Source organism: Streptomyces sp. NPDC104226 (genome assembly GCF_055584085.1).
Map to the genome: position 1 here is coordinate 390,123 of NZ_JBVJMS010000003.1, position 20,858 is coordinate 410,980.

Annotated in this window: 17 protein-coding genes; 8 read left to right on the top strand and 9 right to left on the bottom strand. The window is 72.5% G+C overall.

What is annotated here, in order from left to right; all coding sequences use genetic code 11:
* Window positions 1-160 precede the first annotated feature (160 nt).
* Window positions 161-1,615, top strand: a complete 1,455-nt coding sequence (locus tag ACZ60J_RS11715; RefSeq protein ID WP_469680917.1) for a S41 family peptidase — start codon at window positions 161-163, stop codon at window positions 1,613-1,615.
* A 9-nt stretch (window positions 1,616-1,624) separates the two neighbouring features.
* Here ACZ60J_RS11715 and ligD read toward each other — a convergent pair whose 3' ends face one another.
* Entirely contained in the window at window positions 1,625-2,644 is a 1,020-nt protein-coding gene (ligD, locus tag ACZ60J_RS11720) for a non-homologous end-joining DNA ligase (protein ID WP_469680919.1), read from the bottom strand.
* 75 nt (window positions 2,645-2,719) lie between these two features.
* On the opposite strand from ligD, the gene ACZ60J_RS11725 reads away from it, so the two are divergent.
* Entirely contained in the window at window positions 2,720-3,790 is a 1,071-nt protein-coding gene (locus ACZ60J_RS11725) for an ATP-dependent DNA ligase (protein ID WP_469680921.1), read from the top strand.
* A gap of 104 nt (window positions 3,791-3,894) precedes the next feature.
* Here the strand turns inward: ACZ60J_RS11725 and ACZ60J_RS11730 are convergent, their stop codons facing one another.
* Entirely contained in the window at window positions 3,895-5,286 is a 1,392-nt protein-coding gene (locus ACZ60J_RS11730) for an NAD(P)/FAD-dependent oxidoreductase (RefSeq protein WP_469680923.1), read from the bottom strand.
* A 207-nt stretch (window positions 5,287-5,493) separates the two neighbouring features.
* Between ACZ60J_RS11730 and ACZ60J_RS11735 the strand changes: the two genes are divergently transcribed.
* Window positions 5,494-6,045: an NUDIX domain-containing protein gene (locus ACZ60J_RS11735; protein ID WP_469680925.1), complete on the top strand. Its 552-nt coding sequence runs from the start codon at window positions 5,494-5,496 to the stop codon at window positions 6,043-6,045.
* Here the strand turns inward: ACZ60J_RS11735 and ACZ60J_RS11740 are convergent.
* The 4 genes from ACZ60J_RS11740 to ACZ60J_RS11755 form a co-directional block, all read right to left on the bottom strand.
* On the bottom strand, window positions 6,042-6,707 hold the full coding sequence (locus tag ACZ60J_RS11740; RefSeq protein ID WP_469680927.1) for a GOLPH3/VPS74 family protein: 666 nt from the start codon (window positions 6,705-6,707) through the stop codon (window positions 6,042-6,044). The two genes, ACZ60J_RS11735 and ACZ60J_RS11740, sit on opposite strands and share 4 nt — an antisense overlap.
* An 83-nt stretch (window positions 6,708-6,790) precedes the next feature.
* Window positions 6,791-8,869 carry an MDR family MFS transporter gene (locus ACZ60J_RS11745; RefSeq protein WP_469680929.1) on the bottom strand — a complete coding sequence of 693 codons (2,079 nt, stop codon included), beginning with the start codon at window positions 8,867-8,869 and terminating at the stop codon, window positions 6,791-6,793.
* 94 nt (window positions 8,870-8,963) lie between these two features.
* On the bottom strand, window positions 8,964-10,313 hold the full coding sequence (locus tag ACZ60J_RS11750) for a 6-phospho-beta-glucosidase (RefSeq protein ID WP_469680931.1): 1,350 nt from the start codon (window positions 10,311-10,313) through the stop codon (window positions 8,964-8,966).
* A gap of 63 nt (window positions 10,314-10,376) precedes the next feature.
* Window positions 10,377-11,366, bottom strand: coding sequence for a helix-turn-helix domain-containing protein (locus ACZ60J_RS11755; RefSeq protein WP_469680933.1), 990 nt, complete (start codon window positions 11,364-11,366; stop codon window positions 10,377-10,379).
* 223 nt (window positions 11,367-11,589) lie between these two features.
* Between ACZ60J_RS11755 and ACZ60J_RS11760 the strand changes: the two genes are divergently transcribed.
* The 3 genes from ACZ60J_RS11760 (at window position 11,590) to ACZ60J_RS11770 (ending at window position 14,061) form a co-directional block, all read left to right on the top strand.
* Complete coding sequence (locus tag ACZ60J_RS11760) at window positions 11,590-12,258, top strand: helix-turn-helix domain-containing protein (RefSeq protein ID WP_469680935.1); 669 nt, start codon at window positions 11,590-11,592, stop codon at window positions 12,256-12,258.
* 64 nt (window positions 12,259-12,322) lie between these two features.
* Window positions 12,323-12,880: a toxin-antitoxin system, toxin component gene (locus tag ACZ60J_RS11765; protein ID WP_469680937.1), complete on the top strand. Its 558-nt coding sequence runs from the start codon at window positions 12,323-12,325 to the stop codon at window positions 12,878-12,880.
* Window positions 12,877-14,061 (top strand): MAB_1171c family putative transporter, encoded by a 1,185-nt coding sequence (locus ACZ60J_RS11770; protein WP_469680939.1) that lies wholly within the window; start codon window positions 12,877-12,879, stop codon window positions 14,059-14,061. The genes ACZ60J_RS11765 and ACZ60J_RS11770 overlap by 4 nt, the downstream gene beginning before the upstream one ends.
* Before the next feature lie 36 nt (window positions 14,062-14,097).
* On the opposite strand, the gene ACZ60J_RS11775 is transcribed toward ACZ60J_RS11770, so the two are convergent.
* Window positions 14,098-14,874, bottom strand: coding sequence for a bestrophin-like domain (locus ACZ60J_RS11775; protein ID WP_469680941.1), 777 nt, complete (start codon window positions 14,872-14,874; stop codon window positions 14,098-14,100).
* A 53-nt stretch (window positions 14,875-14,927) separates the two neighbouring features.
* Window positions 14,928-15,512, bottom strand: coding sequence for a hypothetical protein (locus tag ACZ60J_RS11780; protein WP_469680943.1), 585 nt, complete (start codon window positions 15,510-15,512; stop codon window positions 14,928-14,930).
* A gap of 351 nt (window positions 15,513-15,863) precedes the next feature.
* On the opposite strand from ACZ60J_RS11780, the gene ACZ60J_RS11785 reads away from it, so the two are divergent.
* Both ACZ60J_RS11785 and ACZ60J_RS11790 read left to right on the top strand, forming a co-directional pair.
* Window positions 15,864-17,264: a M20/M25/M40 family metallo-hydrolase gene (locus tag ACZ60J_RS11785; RefSeq protein ID WP_469680945.1), complete on the top strand. Its 1,401-nt coding sequence runs from the start codon at window positions 15,864-15,866 to the stop codon at window positions 17,262-17,264.
* A gap of 41 nt (window positions 17,265-17,305) precedes the next feature.
* Window positions 17,306-18,817: a YfcC family protein gene (locus ACZ60J_RS11790; RefSeq protein ID WP_469681517.1), complete on the top strand. Its 1,512-nt coding sequence runs from the start codon at window positions 17,306-17,308 to the stop codon at window positions 18,815-18,817.
* 116 nt (window positions 18,818-18,933) lie between these two features.
* Here ACZ60J_RS11790 and metG read toward each other — a convergent pair whose 3' ends face one another.
* On the bottom strand, window positions 18,934-20,649 hold the full coding sequence (gene metG / locus ACZ60J_RS11795) for a methionine--tRNA ligase (protein WP_469680947.1): 1,716 nt from the start codon (window positions 20,647-20,649) through the stop codon (window positions 18,934-18,936).
* Between the last annotated feature and the right edge of the window lie 209 nt (window positions 20,650-20,858).

Below are 20,858 nucleotides of genomic sequence, written 5' to 3' on the forward strand. Positions count from 1 at the left end.
TTTGATGACCCGTCCGCGCCGGTCAGCCCCCGGAGGATCCGGGGGACAGCCCCACCAGGGGCGGGTGGGCCGCCGGATGTCCCCCTACCCCGGCCGCCCCGGATCCTGGTCCGAGTCGAGGAACTTCGACCAACACAGAACGGCGAACGGGGACGACACGATGACCACTCCGCACACACGGACACGGAGGCGGACGCAGACGCGCGCGGCCGCGGCGGCGCTGCTCCTCGCCCTCGTGGCGAGCACCGCCGGCCCCGCCGCGGCCGCCACCGCCTCACCCGGCGCCGCATCCGGCACCCCGGAGGGCCCGGCCGCCGGGGCGGTCGGAATCTGGCAGCTCGACGGCTACGGCACCGTGCTCCGCGTGGAGTCCGGGCGGCTCCAGGAGTACCAGGTCACCGGGATCAGCTGCCTGCCCGGCACGAGCGCGGTACGGGTCGCGGGCGGCGGGAGTGCCACCGCCCTCCGCTACGCCACCGAGGACGGGGACGTCCTCACCGTGCGGCCCGGCGCGGTGCGCTACGAGGGCTCGGTCGGCGACCGCGCGACCCGCCGGCTCGCCGCCCTGCCGGAGCGGTGCCGAGAGGCCCAGCAGCCCGGCCCGGCCGCCGACCCGGTCGCCACCTTCGACGTGTTCTGGCAGACCTTCGCGGAGAACTACCCCTTCTTCGCCGCCAAGGGCGTCGACTGGAACGCCGTGCGCGCGAGCCACCGACCCCGGGTGCACGCGGGCACCACCGAGGACGAACTCTTCGCCGTCTTCGAGGAGATGCTCGCCCCTCTGCACGACGCGCACGTCCACCTCTTCGGCGGTGACCGGTTCTTCGCCGAGGGCCGCCCGGGCACCGTGACACCCAGCCCCGGACTCGACGCCCGCATCAAGACGTACATCCAGGAGGTGGACCTCGGCGGACGCGCTCCGCAGGAGTTCGCCCAGGGCCGGATCTCCTACGCCGACCTGCCCGACGGCCGCGGCTACCTGCGCCTCTCCGGCTTCGGCAGCTACACCGAGAGCGGGGACTTCGCCTCCGACAGCGCCGAGCTCGACCGTGTACTGGAGAGCGTCTTCACCGCAGAGCGCACCGCCCGCCTGCGCGGACTGGTCATCGACCTCCGGATCAACGGCGGCGGCTCCGACGAGCTCGGCCTGCGCCTGGCCGCCCGGCTCACGGACCGCCCGTACCTCGCCTACGCCAAGCGCGTGCGCAACGACCCCGAGGACGCGACCCGGTTCACCCGTCCGCAGCCCCTGTACGTCCAGCCCGCGCGCGGCCCCCGCTACACCGGACCGGTCGCCGTACTCACAAGTGGCTCCACGGTGAGCGCGGGCGAGACCTTCACCCAGGCCCTCATGGAGCGCCCCGGCCGGACGGTGCGCATCGGTGAATCGACCCAGGGGGTCTTCTCCGACGTGCTCGGCCGCACCCTGCCCAACGGCTGGGAACTCGGGCTGCCCAACGAGCAGTTCCTGACCCGCACCGGGAAGACCTTCGACGGTCCGGGCATCCCGGTCCACGTCACCACACCGGTCTTCACCCAGGAGGAGTTCGACACACACCGCGACTCCGCCTTCGCCGCCGCCCTGCGCCTCCTCCCCCGGGCCCGGGCGCACTAGGAATCGCGGTCAGTCCTCGTGCTTCGCGCGGCTCGGCTGGACCCGCTTGGGCTCGCCCGGCATCTTCGGGTAGTCCGGCGGGTACGGCATGTCGCCCAGGCCGTGGTCGTGTTCGTGGCGGTCGGCCAGTTCCAGCGCGGCGTCCAGCGCGAAGGCGTGCTCGTCCATGTCGGCGTGCAGATCGCCCAGTTCCGCGAACCGGGCCGGCATCGTCACGATGTCGAAGTCGCGCGGCTCCGCCTCGTCCAGCTCGTCCCAGCGCAGCGGCGCGGAGACGGGCGCATGCGGACGCGGGCGGATGGAGTACGCGGAGGCGATGGTGCGGTCGCGCGCCGTCTGGTTGTAGTCGACGAAGATCCGCTCGCCGCGCTCCTCCTTCCACCAGGCGGTGGTGACCTTCCCTGGCATCCGGCGCTCCAGGTCCCGGCCGATCGCGATGGCGCACCTGCGGACCTCCGTGAAGGTCCAGCGCGGTGCGATCGGCACGAACACGTGCAGGCCGCGGCCGCCCGAGGTCTTGGGCCAGCCGCGCAGACCCAACTCCTCCAGGAGCCCGCGCAGCTCGTGCGCGACCGCGACCGCGTGGTGGTAGTCGGTGCCCGGCTGCGGGTCGAGGTCGATGCGCAGCTCGTCGGGACGGTCGGTGTCGTCCCGCCGGACCGGCCAGGGGTGGAAGGTGAGGCAGCCCAGGTTGGCGGCCCACAGGACGGCGGCCGGCTCGGTCGGGCAGATCTCGTCGGCGGTGCGTCCGCTCGGGAAGGCGATGTGCGCGGTGGGGATCCAGTCGGGCAGGTTCTTCGGAGCCCGCTTCTGGAAGAAGGACTCGCCCTCCACCCCGTCCGGGAACCGCTCCAGGGTCGTGGGCCGGTTGCGCAGGGCGCGGGTGATGCCGTCCGCGACCGCGAGGTAGTAGGCGGCCACGTCCCCCTTGGTGAGGCCGCGCTCGGGAAAGTACACCTTGTCCGGGCTGGACAGCCGGACGGCCCGGCCGCCCGCCTCCAGCTCGATCGCTTTGCCCGCTGCACCCATGTGCGCCACGGTAGGCGGACCCGCGCGGCCCCGCACACCGAGCGGGTCCGGGCGTACCGCCCCAGAATCGGAGACATGGATCTGCCGGTCATGCCACCCGTGAAGCCGATGCTCGCCAAATCCGTGTCGGCGATCCCGCCGGGCATGCAGTACGAGGCCAAGTGGGACGGCTTCCGCGCGATCGTCCACCGGGACGGGGACGAGATCGAGCTCGGCAGCCGCACCGGCAAAAGCCTGACCAGGTACTTTCCCGAACTGGTGGCGGCGCTGAAGGAGAATCTGCCCGACCGCTGCGTCGTCGACGGCGAGATCGTCGTCATCCAGGGCGCGCGCCTCGATTTCGACCGGCTCAGCGAGCGGATCCATCCCGCCGCCTCCCGGGTGAAACTGCTCGCCGAGACGACCCCGGCCTCGTTCGTGGCCTTCGATCTGCTCGCGCTGGGCGACGAGGCCCTCCTCGACACCCCGCTCGCCGACCGTCGCGCCGCCCTGACCCGCATCCTCTCCACCGCGCGGCCCCCCGTACACCTCGCGCCCGCGACCACCGACCCCGCGCTCGCACGGGAGTGGTTCGAACGGTTCGAGGGCGCCGGACTCGACGGGGTCGTCGCCAAACCCCTCGATCTCCCCTACCGGCCCGACGCCCGCCTCATGTTCAAGATCAAGCACGAGCGTACGGCCGACGTCGTCATCGCGGGTTTCCGTTTCCACAAGAGCGGTCCGATTGTCGGATCGCTGCTCCTGGGCCTGTACGACGCCCACGGCACGCTCCAGCACGTGGGCGTCTGCGCCGCCTTCCCGATGAAGCGGCGCGCCGAGCTGATCGACGAGCTCGAACCGCTCCGGATGCCCGATCCCGCGGGGCACCCCTGGGCCGCATGGGCCGAGGAGTCCGCCCACGAGACCGCCCGCCTGCCGGGGGCCCAGAGCCGCTGGACCGGAAAGAAGGACCTCTCCTGGGTGCCGCTGCGCCCCGAGTGGGTCTGCGAGGTGGCGTACGACCACATGGAGGGCGACCGGTTCCGGCACACCGCGCAGTTCCGCCGCATGCGGCCGGACCGGGAGCCGCAGGGCTGCACGTACGCCCAGCTGGAGGAGGTCGTCGGCTACGACCTCGCCGAGGTCCTGAGCACGAAGCAGACCTGAGACCCGCGGGGCCGGCGACGGCGCGCCGGCCGCTCCCGCCTCCGGGGCGGCGGCGCCCTCCGCCGACACCGCGGACTCGGCCGACAAGATCCGAAAGAGACGGCCTAGGCCGTCAGCTCCTCCCACTCCGCCCGGCTCGGGCCGGCGGAGTTCGGTGCGTAGTCGGGGCGGGCCGCCAGCCAGCGCGCCACCCGGGCGCGGATCTCCGGGTCCGCGTACGCCCGCTCCGGCGGATCGGCCAGGTGCCTGACCCTCGCGCGCGCCCGCATCACCTCCGGGTCCTCCAGCGCGCAGTCGAACAGCGCGGCCACCTCGCGGGCCGTTCCCGCGCGCCCGGCGCGGGTCGCGAACCGCTCCCCGATGGCCCCGTCCGCGACCACCTGGAAGTCGAACCACGGCTTGAGGGTGCGCACCGCCCACGCGTGGTACTCGGCGGCGAACCGCACCGATCCCGGGTCCTGGTGCGCCGTACGGGCCACCCTGCGCGCGGCCCACAGGGTGAGCGAAGTCCCCTGTCCGAGCGTCGGATTGGTATGGGTGGCGGAGTCTCCGACCGGCACGAACCCGCTCACCACCGGCCCCGTCTCGTCGACGAGGGCGCTCCAGCGGTTGTCCAGGCCGCCCGTGGCCAGTACCCCGGACAGCGGCTCGGCGCCCAGTCCCAGCCAGGCCTCGCCGGGCGGGAAGGACCGCGCGGCGGCCTCGAACACGGCCGGATCCCGCAGCGCGGACCGCGTGGGGTCCGCGGTGTGCACGAACAGCGTCACGGCGAACAGCCGGTTGTCGGCCGGGAAGACCGCGCACCCGGCGAAGCTGCCGCCCGTCACCGCCCAGGGGCGCCGCGGCCCCTCCTCGCGGCCCTCGGGCAGCCGGTACCAGCGGCAGAAGTAGGCGAGGCCCGTACGGTGCCGCTCCACGACGCCCGGCCGGCAGCCGATCGCCGCCAGCCACCGCTCGGAGCCGCCGCGCCGGCCGCCCGCGTCCACGACGAGGTCGCCCGCGTAGACCCCCGCCCCCGTGGTCACTCCCGTCACTCTGACTCCGGACGGAGGAGCCCCCTCCGCGATCAGCCCGGTCACCGGCTCCCCGTACCGCGCGATCACCCCCGGTTCGGCCCGTACCGCCGTGGCGAGCGCGCTCTCCAGCACGATCCGCCGGGCCTGGAGCATCACCAGGTCCTCGTCGCCGGGCCGCGCGGGAGGGCGTACCTCGAACCAGTCCAGCTCGTTCCGCTCCCGGGCTCCGAGCCGGAGCATCTCGGCGTGGACGTCGGGCAGTTCCTCGCGCAGCACCCCCCGCGCGGCCCCGAGCAGCACGTGCGGCTGGTTCGCCTGGGGCACCGTGGTCCGGTGCCAGCCGAAGAAGTCCCGGTCGAGCGCGGTGCCGGGGGCGCGCGGATCGCGTTCGAAGAGCTCGACCGTGTGCCCGCGGCGCGCCGCGAGCAGCGCGGTGGCCGGCCCTCCTATGCCCCCGCCGACAACCAGCACGTGCGCCATGGAGCCCCCTTGAGCCGGTCGGACCGGCGAACCGGCCGACCGGCGCGTCGACGAACCGATGCGCCGTACGACGATCGGACCGCCGGAAGCCTGCGCGAACGGCGCCCGGCCGAAACCCCGCACGGTCGGACGGGACGTAGGGTCACAGCCGGGCCGCCCCGCACGCAGCCCCGGCACACCGAACCACCGATTCATCGAAGGACACGCATGAGCACAGAATCCGGCGAAGCCACCGGACGCGCCGTCCCGCGCGCCCACGCCGTCATCGGAGTCGGCGTGATCGTGGTCGGCCGCGAGGGCCGGGTGCTGCTGGGCCAGGCCCACGACGGGCGCTGGGAACTGCCCGGCGGCAAGGTCGACCCCGGGGAGTCCTTCGAGCGGGCCGCAGCCCGCGAACTCGCCGAGGAGACCTCGCTGCGGGCCGCGCCCGAGGACATCCGGATCGTGTCGATCATGCTCGCCGGCGACACGGAAGCCGATGCCGATGCCGGAGCCGGTGCCGGTACCGGAGCCGGCCCGACCCGGCTGACGGCGGCGGCCGTCGCCTCGTCCGCCGAAGGCGCCGCCACGGTCACCGAGCCCCACAACATCGCCCGCTGGTCCTGGTTCGCCCCGGAGGAGATCCCGGCAGCCCTCTACGCCCCGTCCGCGGCGGCGCTGCGCGCGTGGCGGCCCGATCTCACCCGGACCCTCCCGCACGTGCCCTCGTACGACTACCCGACGCCCCCGACGCCCCCGCCGACACGGCCGCACGCCTAGCCGAACGTCGCCGCCGTCGTCGTGGCCACGGTGATCGCGGCCATCGCCATCTGCATGTCGCGCAGCGCGGTGCGGATGCTCGCGGTGGCCCACTGCCCGTCGGCGATCTCCGCCGTGCGCGCGGAGGCCTCCTTGCGCGGGATGTCGGGGAAGGCCAGGGCGTGCAGGCCGACCGCGTGGATCACCGCGATGAGCCCCGCGGTGCGTTCGTCCGGCTCCGCGCCCTTGAGGAGCGCCGCGGCGAGCCGCTCGCGCAGTTCGCGCTCGACGGCGCCGTCGGCCTCCGGATAACGGCGCACCGGGAACATGCCGAGGGCCTTGCGCCGCTCCTCCACGACCACTCCGCGCCCGCACAGCCGCTCCACGACCGGGCCGACGACCCTGGCCTGGTCCCGCGTCAGCCATTCGGTCACCCGGCGCTCGGTCCGGCCGCGCATCCAGGTCCGTATGGCCTCGATCCGGCCGTCGAGCAGTTCCTCCCCCGTGGGCGAGGTGTCCACCAGCGCCATGTGCTTGCCCGTGACCCGCACCCGCTCCGCGAGCACGAGTTCGAGCAGGAGGGCCCCCGCCACGGCCCAGCCCACGGCCTGCCGCTTCTTGACCGACCCGGACTCGTCGTCCAGCGACAGCAGCATGATCTCTTCAGCCAGCGTGATCCGCATCCCGGCACCCCCGCACCCCCGCACCCGTAGAACCCCTTTCCCCACCAGACGTCCACACCTGCCGGGGAGTTCCCCGATCCGCCCTACGGCCGCCCGGCCATCGCGCGCGGGGCGAAGTTCCCGTCCCCGAGGTCCTCCGCCAGCAGGCGCTTGGCGATCGCGTCCGCCGCGGCCCGCAGCTCCGCGCTGCGCGGCCGGCCGCGGTCCTTCTCCAGCTGGTCGCCGAGCCACTTCGCCCACGCGGCCGAGATGACGCCCGCCTCCCGCTCGCCCGCCGGGGTCTGGGTGTAGAAGCCGTTCTGCCCCGTCATGTAGCCCTCGTCCACCATCCGCTCGAAGACCGGCAGCAGCACCTCCGGGGGCAGGTGCCGGCGCGCGGCGATGAGGCCCAGGCTCGCGTAGCCGACGGTGCGGGTCATCAGGTCCACCTGCATCACCGCCCACGCGCCCGCCATGTCCAGCCGGGTGTCCGAGGAGTTCACGATCCCGCGCGCCGTCTCCGGCCCCATGTTCCGCACCAGCTTGCCGACCGCCAGTTCCAGCAGCTTCGCCGAGTCTCCGGAGGCCGTGGCGGGCGAGCCGAAGCCGTCGCCCATGTCCGTGGAACCGGCCCGTGCGCTGTCGCGCAGCTTGACCTGCTTGAGGAACAGTGCGACGACGAATCCGACCACCGCCACCGGCACGGTCCACAGGAACACGGTGTGCAGGGTGTCCGCGTACGCGTTGATGACCGGCCCGGCCGCCGCCGGATCCAGACCGTGCACGCCCTGCGGGCTCTGCGCCGCCACGCCCAGCTTCTGCGGGTCCTCGCCGGTGGCGCGCGCGGCCTCCGCCACGCCCTTCGCCAGCGCGGGCTTGAGGGTGTTGGCGTAGATCGTGCCGAAGACGGCGGTCCCGAAGGCGCTGCCGAGCGTACGGAAGAAGGTGACGCCCGAGGTCGCGGTGCCGAGGTCGGCGTAGTCCACGGTGTTCTGCACGGCGATGGTCAGCACCTGCATGCACAGGCCGATGCCGGTGCCGAGGACGAACATGTACAGCGATTCCAGCCAGGCGTTGGACTCCGGTCCCATCCGCGACAGCAGGTAGAGCCCGACGCCCATCACGGCGCAGCCCACGATCGGGAAGATCCGGTAGTGCCCGGTCTTGCTCGTGACGTTGCCGCTGAAGACCGATGCGATCAGCAGGCCGATGACCAGCGGCAGCGTCCGTACGCCCGAGACGGTGGCCGAGTCCCCGTCCACGTACTGCAGGTACGTGGGCAGGAAGGTCATCGCGCCGAGCATCGCGAAGCCGACGACGAAGCTGAGGACGGAGCAGACCGAGAAGACGGGGTTGCGGAACAGCCGCATCGGCAGCATCGGCTGCGCCGCGCGCATCTCCACGAGGCAGAACAGCGCCAGTGCCACGGCTCCGCCGGCGAAGAGCCCGACGATGAGCGGCGAGCCCCAGGCGTACTCGTTCCCGCCCAGGCTCGTGGCCAGGATCAGCGCGCTCGCGCCGATGGCGACCATGGCGATGCCCAGGTAGTCGATGACCGGCTTGCCCACGGCGCGCACGGAGGGGATCGTCCGCGCGGCGGCCACCACGACCAGGATCGCGATCGGCACGTTGACGTAGAACGCCCAGCGCCAGGTCAGGTGGTCGGTGAAGAGTCCGCCGAGCAGGGGTCCGATGACCGTGGCGACGCCGAAGACGGCGCCGATCGCGCCCTGGTACTTGCCGCGTTCGCGCAGGGGGACCACATCGGCGATGAGGGCCATCGCTGTGACCATCAGCCCGCCGGCGCCGATGCCCTGGATGCCGCGCCACACGATGAGCAGGGTCATGTTACTGGCGAGGCCGCACAGGAAGGACCCGGTGATGAAGACGATGGCGGAGACCTGGAAGACCAGTTTCCGGCCGAAGAGGTCGCCGAACTTGCCGACGAGCACGGTCGCGACCGTCTCGGTGAGCAGGTACGAGGTCACGACCCAGGACATGTGGTCGCCGCCGCCGAGGTCCGCCACGATCGTGGGCAGCGCCGTGCCCACGATCGTCTGGTCCAGGGCCGCCAGCAGCACGCCGAGCATGATCGTGCCGAACACGATGTTGCGCGAGCGCCGGTCCAGGACGGGCGGTGCCGCGGCGGACGGGGCGGGGGCTGCACCTTCGGCTGTGGTCACACCTCGCACTCTCACAGCGACCCCGCCCGGCCGCATGCGGCGTTAGCCCATCCGGGGAGGGGCCCGAGGGCCGTCGGTGCAGGTGAACGGGGGGTCAGCGCAGGTAGCCCAGCCCCGGATGCTCCGCCGCGTACCCGGTCACCAGCCGCCTGGCCACCCCGACCGAGTCCACCAGCGGATGCAGTGCGAAGGCCTTGACCGCGTCCGCGCGCGATCCGCTCGCCGCCGCGGCGAGGACCTCGCGCTCGGCGGCCTTGACCGAGGTCACCAGGCCCACCGCGTGCAGCGGCAGCGGATCGACGGCGACCGGGTGGGCCCCGTTGGCGTCGACCAGGCAGGGGACCTCGATGACGGCCTCGGCGTCGAGCACGGACAGGGTCCCGCGGTTGCGGACGTTCAGGATCAGGGTGGCGCGCTCGTCCCGGGCGATGGCGCGCATCAGGGCGAGGGCCACCTTCTCGTACCCGCCCGACTCCAGGTCGCTCTCCTCGCGCGCGCCGACGCCCGCGACCTCGCGGTTCTCGGACATGTACGTGGCTTCGCGCTCGGCCCTGGTCCGGTCCCAGGCGGCCAGCGCGGCTCCGGGCGCCGGATCCGGCCGCCCGGCCTCGGCGTAGAAGCCGCGCTGCTGGTCGCGCAGGAAGGCCCCGCGGGTCTGCTCGGCCTCCTGGTAGGCCCGTACGGTGTCACGGTTGAAGTAGTAGTAGTGCAGGTACTCGTTCGGGATCGCGCCCAGCGAGCGCAGCCACTCGGCCCCGAACAGCCGGCCCTCCTCGAAGGATTCCAGCGCCGCGGCGTCGGCCAGCAGTCGCGGGAGTTCGTCCCGGCCGCCGATCCGCAGCCCGCGCACCCAGCCGAGGTGGTTGAGGCCGACGTAGTCGATCCAGGCGTCCTCGGGCCGGGCGCCGAGCAGCCGGGCGATCCGCCGCCCGAGCCCGACGGGCGAATCGCAGATCCCGATGACCCGGTCCCCGAGCTCCTCGGCCATGGCTTCCGTGACCACCCCTGCGGGGTTGGTGAAGTTGATGACCCATGCGTCGGGGGCGGTACGGGCCACCCTGCGCGCGATCTCGCGGGCCACCGGCACCGTCCGCAGGCCGTAGGCGATACCGCCCGCGCCCACCGTCTCCTGGCCCAGCACTCCCTCGGCGAGGGCGATCCGCTCGTCGGCGGCCCGCCCCTCCAGCCCTCCGACGCGAATGGCCGAAAACACGAAGTCGGCGCCGCGCAGTGCCTCGTCGAGATCGGTGGTGGCCGTGACGGCCGGGGCGTCCGCGATCCCGGCGGCCTGGTCCGCGAGCACCCGTGCCATGGCGCGGAGCCGGCCGGAGTCCTCGTCGTAGAGGGTGACGTGCGAGACCCTGCCCTCGGCACGATCGCCGAGCAGGGCTCCGTAGACGAGCGGTACCCGGAATCCGCCTCCGCCGAGGATCGTCAGCCGCACGCCCTTACCGCCCTTCGCAGTGCTCCGGTGCCACGCTTCGTGGCACCAGTCTCCCCCGCCGGGTCAGTACACCGGCGACGGCACGGCCCTGAGCCGCGGCGGCCGGTGCTGCTGCGCGCCCGGACCGCCCGGCAGCGGACCCGTCGGCAGGCCCTGCGGCGCCGAGAGGATCAGCGTCATCCGGGTCAGTCCCATCCCGTCGAGCATCGGGCCGGATTCCGCCACCATCCGGCAGCGCACCAGGCCCCAGCCCGGGTCCGGGTGGCGCACGGTGCGCACGGCGCCGTCCTGTTCGGCGGCCTCCGCCCCGTGGGTCGTCAGCCAGTGCGGCACTCCGTACCGGTAGGCGGCCTCCATGAACGGGTCACGGGCCACCTCCTGACGGATGCTGCGCAGCCCCTCGTCCTCGGGGGCGGCGGCCAGCGCGGTCGCGAACCGGGCCAGCAGCGGTACGCACCAGGCCGGTTCGTGGTCCTCGAGCACGGCGGCGGCGTCCGGGTGGAACAGCACGAAGCGCAGGAAGTTGTCGTCCGGCAGGGCGGTCGGGTGCGGGCGCACCGACTGGAAGAGCCGATCGAAGGCCGAGTTGGTCAGGGCCACGTCCCAGCGGTGGTCCACGAGGAAACTCGGGTAGGGCACGGCCTCCATGAGGGCCGCGTAGTCGCACAGGTAGTCGCGCTGCGCCGGATCGTCCGGCAGCCGGCTGTCCTCGGCCGCGCGCCAGGTGGGCGGCGGGTCACGGTCGACCATGATCCGGAAGAGCCAGAAGCACTGGCGCTCGCTCATTTCCAGGGCTTCGGCCAGGGCGAGGAGCTTGCGGTCCGTCCACTCCTTGACCAGGCCGCGCTCCCAGTTGCCGTAGGCGCGCACGCTGATGCGCAATCGCGCCGCCAGGTCCTCCTGGCTCAGCCCTAGTTCCTCCCGGCGCTGGCGCAAAATCTCCTTGCGTCGCTCCGACCGCACGGCGCCGCGTGCGGACTCCTCGCCCGCGAGGCGCTCGCCACCGATGTGGGCGAGGCCATCGGACGGGCCCACCGCTGCGAGATGTGCCACCGAGAGCTCCCCCTCTTCCTTACGGTCTGGATCTTCATTTCCGTGTGGCGATCCTGCTACCGACTTCATTCGAGTGTCAACTATTGTGGCAATTCCAGCCTCCAGGCAGCTCGTTCCCGCCACAGATGTGGCACGTTCTAGCCGTACGGACCGAGAGCGGATAGATTCCAGAGGCCGACCACGTGCCCGCACCCCGACCTCGCGCGATCTAGGAGAACCACTGGTGACAGACGGCTTCCCGGCTCCCGTCGCGGTGGCCAACACGCTCCTGGCAGCCACCGTCACGCGAGTCGCAGAACTCGCGGGCAAGCTGGGCCGCGACCGGAACCAGGTCTTCGACCTGCGCCGCCTCTCCGAGGCTTCGGGCGTCCCGGCCGACGTGGTGCGGAGCCTGCTGGACGGCCGGCCCGCCGGCGAGCCCGATCTCCAGACCCGGTTCCTCCAGCGCCTCGACCTCCTGCGGCGCACCCGCGTCAAGCCCAACGGCCGCCGCTACACGCAGCAGGAGATCGCCGACGGCGCCGCCATGTCGCGCCAGCAGGCCGGCGCCCTGATCAACGGCGACCGGCGGCCCACCATGGAACACTGTGACGCGATCCAGCGCTTCTTCGGGGTGCACGCCGGATTCCTCACCGCCCACGACGCGGACGCGCTCACGGACGCCCTCCAGCGCACCGAACAACAGCTGCTCCAGGACTTCGCGGGGCGCGCCAGGGAAACCGCACCCGCTCCGGCCGCTTCGACGGGCGATCCGCTGGCAAGACTTCTCCAGAACCACGGCGTACGGGGCATCGCCTGGAGAGCCGCCCAACTGCCCAGCGACAAGCACCGGGACAAGGTGACCGAATGGCTGGACATGCTCCTCGAAAGCGTCAAACCGAACGAATCCTGACCCAGTCGAAAGTCTGGGTCTGATCCTTGAGTCCTGATCCGGATCCGCGCCGACGGGGAGAACGGTGAGCATAGGCAGAGAGCAGCGGCGGTTGTGCGGGGAGCTGGTGGCAGGCATCAGCCTGACCGCACCCGTGGAGCCCGTAGACCTCTACGCCGCCCTCTGCGAGGGCATGAGCAAGCACCGCGGCCGCCCGGTGGAATTCCGGATGGCCTCGTTCCCGCCGGGAACGGCCAGCGGCCTGTGGCTCGACATGGCGGACCGCGATCTGGTGGTCATCGAGGAACGCACCGCGCCGGACCACCAACTGGTGATCCTCGGGCACGAGCTGTGGCACATGAAGGCCGGCCACTGCAGCCACCACGTCGACGGCGCCGCCGTCGCCGCCCGGCTGCTGACGGACGAGGCCGACATCGGCGAGACCGTGCGGCGCGTCGCCGCGCGCACCCGCGCCGACGTCCAGGAGGAGACCGAGGCGGAAACCTTCGGTCTGCTGCTGGGCAGCAAGTGCCGCACCTGGCTGGCCGGATCGGCGAGCCACCGGGCGCCCGCACAGCGTGACCAACTGGCGGGCCGCATCGAGGCATCGCTCGGATACCGGGGGCACAGGAACGACCGTTGAACGGCAAGGACTACTACATTCCGGCCGCGGCCCTGGCGATCGCACTCGTCTTCAAGCTGCCGGCCCTACGGCACGACTGGCGTGAACCGCTGCTGCGATCGGTCTGTGCCCTGCTCATCCTGGCCGCGGCGGTCTTCACCTTCGCCGCTCCGCCCACCATCGTGGCGGTCAATCGCTGGACCGGCGTCACCAACTTCTCGGCCCCGCTCGTCTACTGCCTGATGAGCGCCTTCAGCGCGTCCTGCCTGGTGCTGATCGTGAACTGGCGCGGCGGACCGCCCGAGCAGACCCGGCGGATCTCACGACGGTGGATCCTCGGCTACGGCACGGTCACCGTGACCCTGATGGTGCTCTTCCTCCTCGGCGACGCCCCGGTCGAACGGCTCCGGGACTTCGACACGTACTACGCCAACTCCCCGTACATGGGGCAGATGATCGGCCTCTACCTGCTCGCCCACAACGTGGCCGCCTTCGTGATGGTCGCCATGTGCTGGCGCTGGTCCCTCCAAGTGCGCGGCTGGCTCAGGACCGGCCTGGTGATCATCGTCATCGGTTACGTCCTCAACCTCAGCTACGACGCCGCCAAGATGAGCGCCGTCATCGGGCGCTGGGTGGGGCTCGGCCCCCGGCTCGACGACCTGAGCACCTTCGTGGCCCCGCCGCTCGCCGCCGTGGGCGCGCTCGTCAGCGCGGTCGGCTTCGTCGTGCCCCTGCTCTGCCAGCGCCTTTCGGACAGCTGGGGACACTGGTCCACCTACTGGCGGCTCGGCCCGCTGTGGCACGAGCTCCGGGTCTCCGCGCCCGAGACCCCGGCCGGGGTCAAGATGTCCTGGTGGTCCGCCGCCGACATCCGCGTGATCCAGCGCGAGTCCGACATCCACGACGGCTTCCTGCACCTCGGCCCGTACTTCGACCCGTCCCACCGGGACGACGCCCTCGCGCGGGCCCTCGCCGCCGGCGCCGACGAGGAGACCGCGCGGGCCGTCGCCGACGCGGCCATGGTCGCGGCCGCCGTGCGCGCCCGGGCGGCCGACCCGGAGGGGCGGGTCATCGGGGCCAGCGACGAGGTCGCCCCGCCGCCCGGCGACGGTCCCCGCGACCTCGTGCGGATCTCGCACGCGCTGCGCAACTCCCGCGTGGTGGCCGAATGCCGACGGCAGTCGTCCCTGTCGGGGAGCTGAACCGGTCCGGGCCGGCCGCTCCGGCCGGCCCGGCGATCAGCTCCCGGCGGCCAGGCTCAGCGACGGGAACAGGTCCTGGAACGGCGCCGCCGAGTCGATCCCGTCCCGGCCGAAGGGCGCGTCGAAGCTCCACACCATGAACAGCAGGAACACGATCAGCGCGCTGAAGAGCCCCGCCAGCAGCAGCTCCCGCCCCGAACGCCGGATCTGCAGGGTGAAGATCAGCCCGACGGTGACCAGCCCGCCCGCGACCAGCCCCAGCCAGACCACCCCCGGCAGGGTGGACTCGTCGCTCTGCGTCCGCTCGTGGCGGGCGTCGTCGGCGGCCGCGATGTGGTCCAGCAGCGGCTGGTAGGCCTGGGCCTGCAGCTCGTTGCCCGGGCTCTGGTGGGTGACGTCGCTGCGCAGCTTGCCGAGCAGTTCGCCGCCCTCCGCGGACACCGGGGTCCCGGAGGTCAGCCGCGGCCAGTCCACGCTGACGGTGTGGGACACGTACGCGTTGACCTCGCCGCGGATCCGGTCGCGCACGGCGGCCGGGTAGACGTCGGCCCGCTGGGTGACCTCGTACAGGGACTGGGCCTCGCGGCGCACGCTGTCCTCGGCGGCGCCGCGCGCCTCCCAGACGCCCGCGATGGCCAGGCCGAGCACGATCGCGTAGACCACGCCGACCATCATCACCATGTACTCGAGGACGTCGGGGGTTTCGCTGGTGTCCTCGTCGGCGGCGACCCGGCGGTGCCGGATCGCGGTGAAGGCGAGGACGAGGGCGCAGACGAGCGCCATGGCGATGGCCAGGACCAGCCATTCGGACACGAGGGTTCTCCGTAGGTCGAGATGAGCGGACTGAACGTGGGGGCGGCGTGGCGCTAGCCGCGGCTCCGGGAACGGGGCCGCAGCGCGACGGCCGCGAGCACCGCCGGGGTCGTGACGACGACCATGAGCATCAGGGTCGACATGCCGTCCGGGCCGCGCCGCGCCAGGGCCGCGGAGTGGTACGGGCGCACGTGGAAGCGCCCCGCCGCCCCGGCCCCCGCTGCGCCCCGGTGCGGAGCCACCGCTCCGCCCGGAGCCGCCTGCGCGACCCCGGCCTGCTCCACCGCGGCCGCCCGCGGCTGCGCCGCCGAAGGCCTTGCCTGCGCCGTCGGCCCCGGCCCGGGCTCCGCCGCCACGCCGGCCGGCGCGGGGGCGAGCGGCCCCCGCCCGGGGTGGCGCACCGTCGGCGCGGCCGGGCCGGGCAGCAGCACACGGGCGGTCGGCCGGACGGCCGGGGCCGGAGCCGACGGCGGCAGGAGCAGCGGCGGCACGGACGGCCGCGGCCCCGACCCGGCGGGGACACACAGGTCGACCCGGGCGCCGCGCCCGTGGCCGTCTCCGGCGACCGCCACGTGACCGTGCAGCGGGCAGAGCGCCGCCACCAGGCCGGCCCCGGCGAAGTACTGCCAAGCGGTCACCGCGCGTTCTCCCGATTCCGCAGCAGGGATGAGGACTCCATCTGAAGAAACGATCACGGCGGTGCTTCGATACGCGGCAGACAGGGTCAAGATCGGCCCTCGGCAGCCCACTTCGGGCCACGGCGCCCCCGGCCCGTCCCGCTCACGCACCGACTGCGCACCGGTCCCGCACCGGCAGGCGTGCCCGCGCCCACCACCCCGGCGCGCCCCCGCGCGCCCCCGTGCCCGCGGCCGTGCTTCACCCGTCCGGCTCACTCCGTCACGGCGCGGCCCGCCCCCCGCGCCGATGATCGGAGAACCCGATCCCGCAGCTCGGCGGGGCGGCCCCGGGGAGCACAGGGACGGTGGCAGGTGGACGCGGACGGCTCGCAGACCCTCGAAGCACAGGTCGACGCCCTGATGGACGGCCTGCGGGCCGACTTGGAACGGCTCGCGTCGATCCCCTCGGTCGCCTTCCCCGGCTACCCGCCGGAACCCGTCGAGGAGGCGCACGACCTGCTCGTCTCCCTGCTGCGCGAGGCGGGCGTCCCCACCATCGAGCGGATCGACCTCCCGGACACCGCTCCGGTCGTCTACGGGGAGATCCCGCCCCCGCACCCGGACGCCCCGACCGTCCTGCTGTACGGGCACTACGACGTCCAGCCGGCCGGCAATCCGACCCTCTGGCTCTCCCCGCCCTTCGAACCCACGCCCGTCCCCGGCGTCCCCGGCGCCCTGCGGGCGCGCGGCATCGCCGACGACAAGTCGAACGTGATCGCGCACCTGGGCATGCTCCGGGTCTACGGCGGCCGGCCGCCCGTCGGGATCAAGCTGGTGATCGAGGGACAGGAGGAGTACGGCAGCCCCTTCGACGACTATCCGCCCACCGATCCGGAGCGGTTCGCCTGCGATGCGATGGTCATCGCCGACCTCGGCAACCTGCGGCCCGGCACCCCGACCCTGACCACCGGTCTGCGCGGGGCCTGCGAGGTGATGGTGGAGGTGCGCACCCTCGCGGAGGCCCGGCACAGCGGGGAGTTCGGCGGGGCCGCTCCCGACGCCCTGCTGGTCCTGCTGCGGGCGCTGGCCACCCTGCACGACGAGCACGGCGACGTGGCGGTGCCCGGGCTGCGCCGCGATCCCTGGGAGGGAGCGACGTACACCGAGGAGGAGTTCCGCCGGCTGGCCTCCGTGCGGGACGGGCTGCCGCTGATCGGCACCGGCTCGCTCGGCGAGCGGCTGTGGAGCGGGCCCGCCGTCACCGTCATCGGGCTGGACGCCCCGGACGTGGCGGGCGCCGCCTCCGCCGTGGTCCCGTACGCGCGGGCCAAGCTGAACCTGCGCTTCCATCCGCTCCAGGACGCGAAGGAGGCCCGGACCGCGCTCGTCGAGCACCTGCGCGCACAGCGCCCCTTCGGCATCCCGCTCACCGTCACGCCGGGCGACACCGGCCCCGGCTTCGAGGCGCGGACGGGCGGGCCGGCGTACCGGGCGGCGCTGACCGCGCTGAAGGAGGCCTGGGGCACGGAGGCCTCGTACGTGGCCACGGGCGGCTCCATCCCGCTGGTGAACGGCCTCGCGAGGGCGGCTCCGGGCGCGGAGGTGCTGCTGTTCGGCGCGCAGGACAGCATGTGCAACCTGCACGCGCCGAACGAGCGGGTGCTGCTGTCGGAGGTCCGCAACACGGTGGTGGCGATGGCCGCCTTCGTCCGGGAGTACGCCGCGGACTTCCGCGCGCCACAGGACCCCCGGTCCCCGGGAGGCGCACGGTGACCACGACTCCCCCGCCCCCGGCCCCGCCCCAGATCCCGGCCGTGCAGACTCCGCCGGAGGAACCGCCGCCTGCGCGGAAGTTCTCCTTCCCCAGCGCGCTGACCATCCTGGCCGGCGTCACCGTCGCGATCTGGCTGCTGGCCTTCCTCGTCCCGGCCGGCGAGTACGACCGCAACGACAGCGGCGCGCCCGTCTCCGGCACCTACCACCGGGTCGAGGGCACCCAGAGCTTCACCGACCGCCTGAACGACCTGTTCCTCTCCCCCGTCAACGGGCTCTACGGCCTCCAGGACCCCAAGACCGGCGAGGTCGGTCCCACCTTCAGCGGTGATCTGTACGGCAGCGCGGGCGTGTTCCTCTTCGTGCTCGCGATCGGCGCCTTCATCACCGTCGTGTTCGCCACCGGGGCCCTGGACCGCGGCATCGCCCGCCTCGCCCACCGGCTGCGCAACCGCGGGGCGCTGCTGATCGCCGCCGTGATGGTGGTCTTCTCGGTCCTGGGCACCGTGGAAGGCTTCGCCGAGGAGACCCTCGGCTTCTACGGTCTGCTGGTGCCGATGATGCTGGCCCTCGGCTACGACCGGCTGGTCGCCGTCGGCGCCGCCATCCTCGGGGCGGGCGTCGGCGTGCTCTGCTCTACGGTGAACCCGTTCGCGACCGGTGTGGCCTCCTCGGCGGCCGGCATCTCGCTCGGCGACGGGATCGGGCTGCGGTTCCTGATGTGGATCGTGCTGACCACCGTGACCGTGCTCTACGTGATCCGGTACGCGCGGCGGGTCCAGAAGGACCCCGCCAAGTCGATCTGCGGGTTCCTGCCCGGGGACCGGGAGCAGAAGGCCACCGGCGACGAGGAGGCGGAACCGGAGCTGACCGGGCTGCACAAGGTCGTCCTGGTCCTGCTGGTGCTCGTCTTCGCCTTCATGATCTTCTCGGTGGTGCCCTGGTCGAGCGCGCTCACCGGCGACGCGGACGCGACTCCGTACGCCTGGGAACTGGACTGGTCCTTCGCCCAGTTGGCGGCGCTGTTCATCTGCGCGGCCGTGCTGATCGGGCTGGTCGCCCGGATGGGCGAGGCCAAGCTCAGCTCCACGATCATCCAGGGCGCCGCGGACTTCATCTCGCCCGCCCTGGTGATCATGCTGGCGCGCGGGGTCACGGTCATCATGAACAACTCGAAGATCACCGACACCGTGCTGCACTCCATCGAGGGCGTGGTGAAGGGGACCTCGTCCGGGGTCTTCGCGATCATCGTCTTCCTCGTGAACCTCCCGCTCGCCTTCCTGATCCCCTCCACCTCCGGGCACGCGACGCTCACCATGCCGATCCTGGCCCCGCTCGCCGACTTCGCGGGCGTCTCCCGCGCGCTGATGGTGACGGCCTGGCAGTCGGCGAGCGGCTGGATGAACCTCTGGGTACCCACCACCGCCGTCACCATCGGCGGTGTCGCACTGGCCAAGGTCGGCTACGACAAGTACCTGCGCTTCGTCTGGCCGTTGCTCGGCATCCTCTTCGTGCTGATCTGCGGGTTCCTGGCCCTGGGCGCCGCGATGTGACGGCGCCCGCGCCGGCGCCGGCCGCGCGGAACGCGCGCAGGGGCGCGACCCCGACGGGTCGCGCCCCTGCGTCAGTTGATGCCCTGGCGCCCCGGTGTCCCGGGGGCCCCTGCGGCTCAGGCCTCGGGGTTGCCGCCGAAGCGCTCGCGGTAGGACTCCAGGTCGTCCTCGGTGACCCGCGGGAAGAGCACCGGCGGAACCGTGAACGGGGTACCCGCCGGCACCGCGTCGAGGGACGCGGCCTGCTCCGGGGTGATCCAGGTGGCCGTGTCGTCGGCGAGGTCGAAGGCGGAGCGCATGGCGCGCGCCGAGGCCGGGATGAACGGCTCGGAGACCACCGAGTAGAGGTGGATGAGGTTCATCGCGGTGCGCAGGCTGAGCGCCGCGCCCTCCAGGTCGGTCTTGACCTCCGTCCAGGGGGCCTTCTCGTCGAGGTAGGCGTTTCCGGCGGACCACAGGGCGCGCAGCGCGGCGGCGGCCTTGCGGTACTGGAGCGCGTCCATGTGGCCCTCGTACTCGGCCAGCAGTTCGGCGATCTGCGCGCCCAGCTTGGCCTCGGCCTCGCCCGCGGGGCTGCCGGCCGGGACCTCGTCGCCGAACTTCTTGCGGGAGAAGGTCAGGACGCGGTTGACGAAGTTGCCGAGGGTGCCGCCGAGGTCCTTGTTCACCGTGGTGGCGAAGTGCTCCCACGTGAAGGAGGAGTCGTCGGACTCGGGCGCGTTGGCGATGAGGAAGTAGCGCCAGAAGTCGGCCGGGAGGATCTCCAGCGCCTGGTCCGTGAAGACGCCGCGCTTCTGCGAGGTGGAGAACTTGCCGCCGTAGTACGTCAGCCAGTTGAAGGCCTTGACGTAGTCGACCTTCTTCCAGGGCTCGCGGGTGCCGAGCTCGGTGGCGGGGAACATCACCGTGTGGAACGGGACGTTGTCCTTGGCCATGAACTGGGTGTAGCGGACATCCTCGGCCTCGTACCACCAGGACTTGTAGTCGCGGTTCGCCGGGTCGGCGTCCGACCACTCCTTGGTGGAGGCGATGTACTCGATCGGGGCGTCGAACCAGACGTAGAACACCTTGCCGTCGGCGGCCAGCTCGGGCCACGTGTCGGCCGGGACCGGGACGCCCCAGTCGAGGTCACGCGTGATGGCGCGGTCGTGCAGGCCCTCGGTCAGCCACTTGCGGGCGATGGAGGACGCGAGCTGCGGCCACTCCTCCTCGTGCTCCGCGACCCAGGCCTCGACCTCGTGCTGGAGCTTGGACTGGAGGAGGAACAGGTGCTTGGTCTCGCGGACCTCCAGCTCGGTGGAGCCGGAGATCGCCGAGCGGGGCTCGATCAGGTCCGTGGGGTCCAGGACGCGGGTGCAGTTCTCGCACTGGTCGCCGCGGGCCTTGTCGTAACCGCAGTGCGGGCAGGTGCCCTCCACGTAGCGGTCCGGCAGGAAGCGGCCGTCGACCGGCGAGTAGACCTGCCGGATCGCGCGCTCCTCGATGAAGCCGTTCTTCTCCAGCTGGCGCGCGAAGTGCTGGGTGATCTCGCGGTTCTCCGCCGAGGAGCTGCGGCCGAAGTAGTCGAAGGACAGCTCGAAGCCGTCGTAGACCGCCTTCTGGGCGTCGTGGGCCTGCGCGCAGAACTCGGCGACCGAGAGACCGGCGGCCTTCGCGGCGAGCTCGGCGGGGGTGCCGTGCTCGTCGGTGGCGCAGATGTAGAGGACGTCGTGGCCGCGCTGGCGGAGGTACCGGGAGTACACATCCGCCGGAAGCATCGACCCGACCATGTTGCCCAGGTGCTTGATCCCGTTGATGTAGGGAAGCGCGCTGGTGATCAGGTGTCGAGCCATCCTCGGATGCTCCATTTCGTATATGCAGGTACGACGTGACGTGCGGTTCATCGTATCGAACCGCCGAAACGCCACGCGCCGCATTTCTTCGGGGTGGACTGGGGGTACAGCGCAGAACTGAGGGGTGCAACGCAAAAGCGAGGACTGTGACCTCTCCGTCACGGCCCTCGCGCTGCGGCCATGGTACAGCGGGCCGGGCAGCGGCCGAA

Excerpts from the sequence above, each read along its gene's own strand:
- ACZ60J_RS11715 (WP_469680917.1), top strand. The coding sequence starts at position 161 with ATGACCACTCCGCACACACGGACACGGAGGCGGACGCAGACGCGCGCG.
- ligD (WP_469680919.1), bottom strand. The coding sequence starts at position 2,644 with ATGGGTGCAGCGGGCAAAGCGATCGAGCTGGAGGCGGGCGGCCGGGCC.
- ACZ60J_RS11725 (WP_469680921.1), top strand. The coding sequence starts at position 2,720 with ATGGATCTGCCGGTCATGCCACCCGTGAAGCCGATGCTCGCCAAATCC.
- ACZ60J_RS11730 (WP_469680923.1), bottom strand. The coding sequence starts at position 5,286 with ATGGCGCACGTGCTGGTTGTCGGCGGGGGCATAGGAGGGCCGGCCACC.
- ACZ60J_RS11735 (WP_469680925.1), top strand. The coding sequence starts at position 5,494 with ATGAGCACAGAATCCGGCGAAGCCACCGGACGCGCCGTCCCGCGCGCC.
- ACZ60J_RS11740 (WP_469680927.1), bottom strand. The coding sequence starts at position 6,707 with ATGCGGATCACGCTGGCTGAAGAGATCATGCTGCTGTCGCTGGACGAC.
- metG (WP_469680947.1), bottom strand. The coding sequence starts at position 20,649 with ATGGCTCGACACCTGATCACCAGCGCGCTTCCCTACATCAACGGGATC.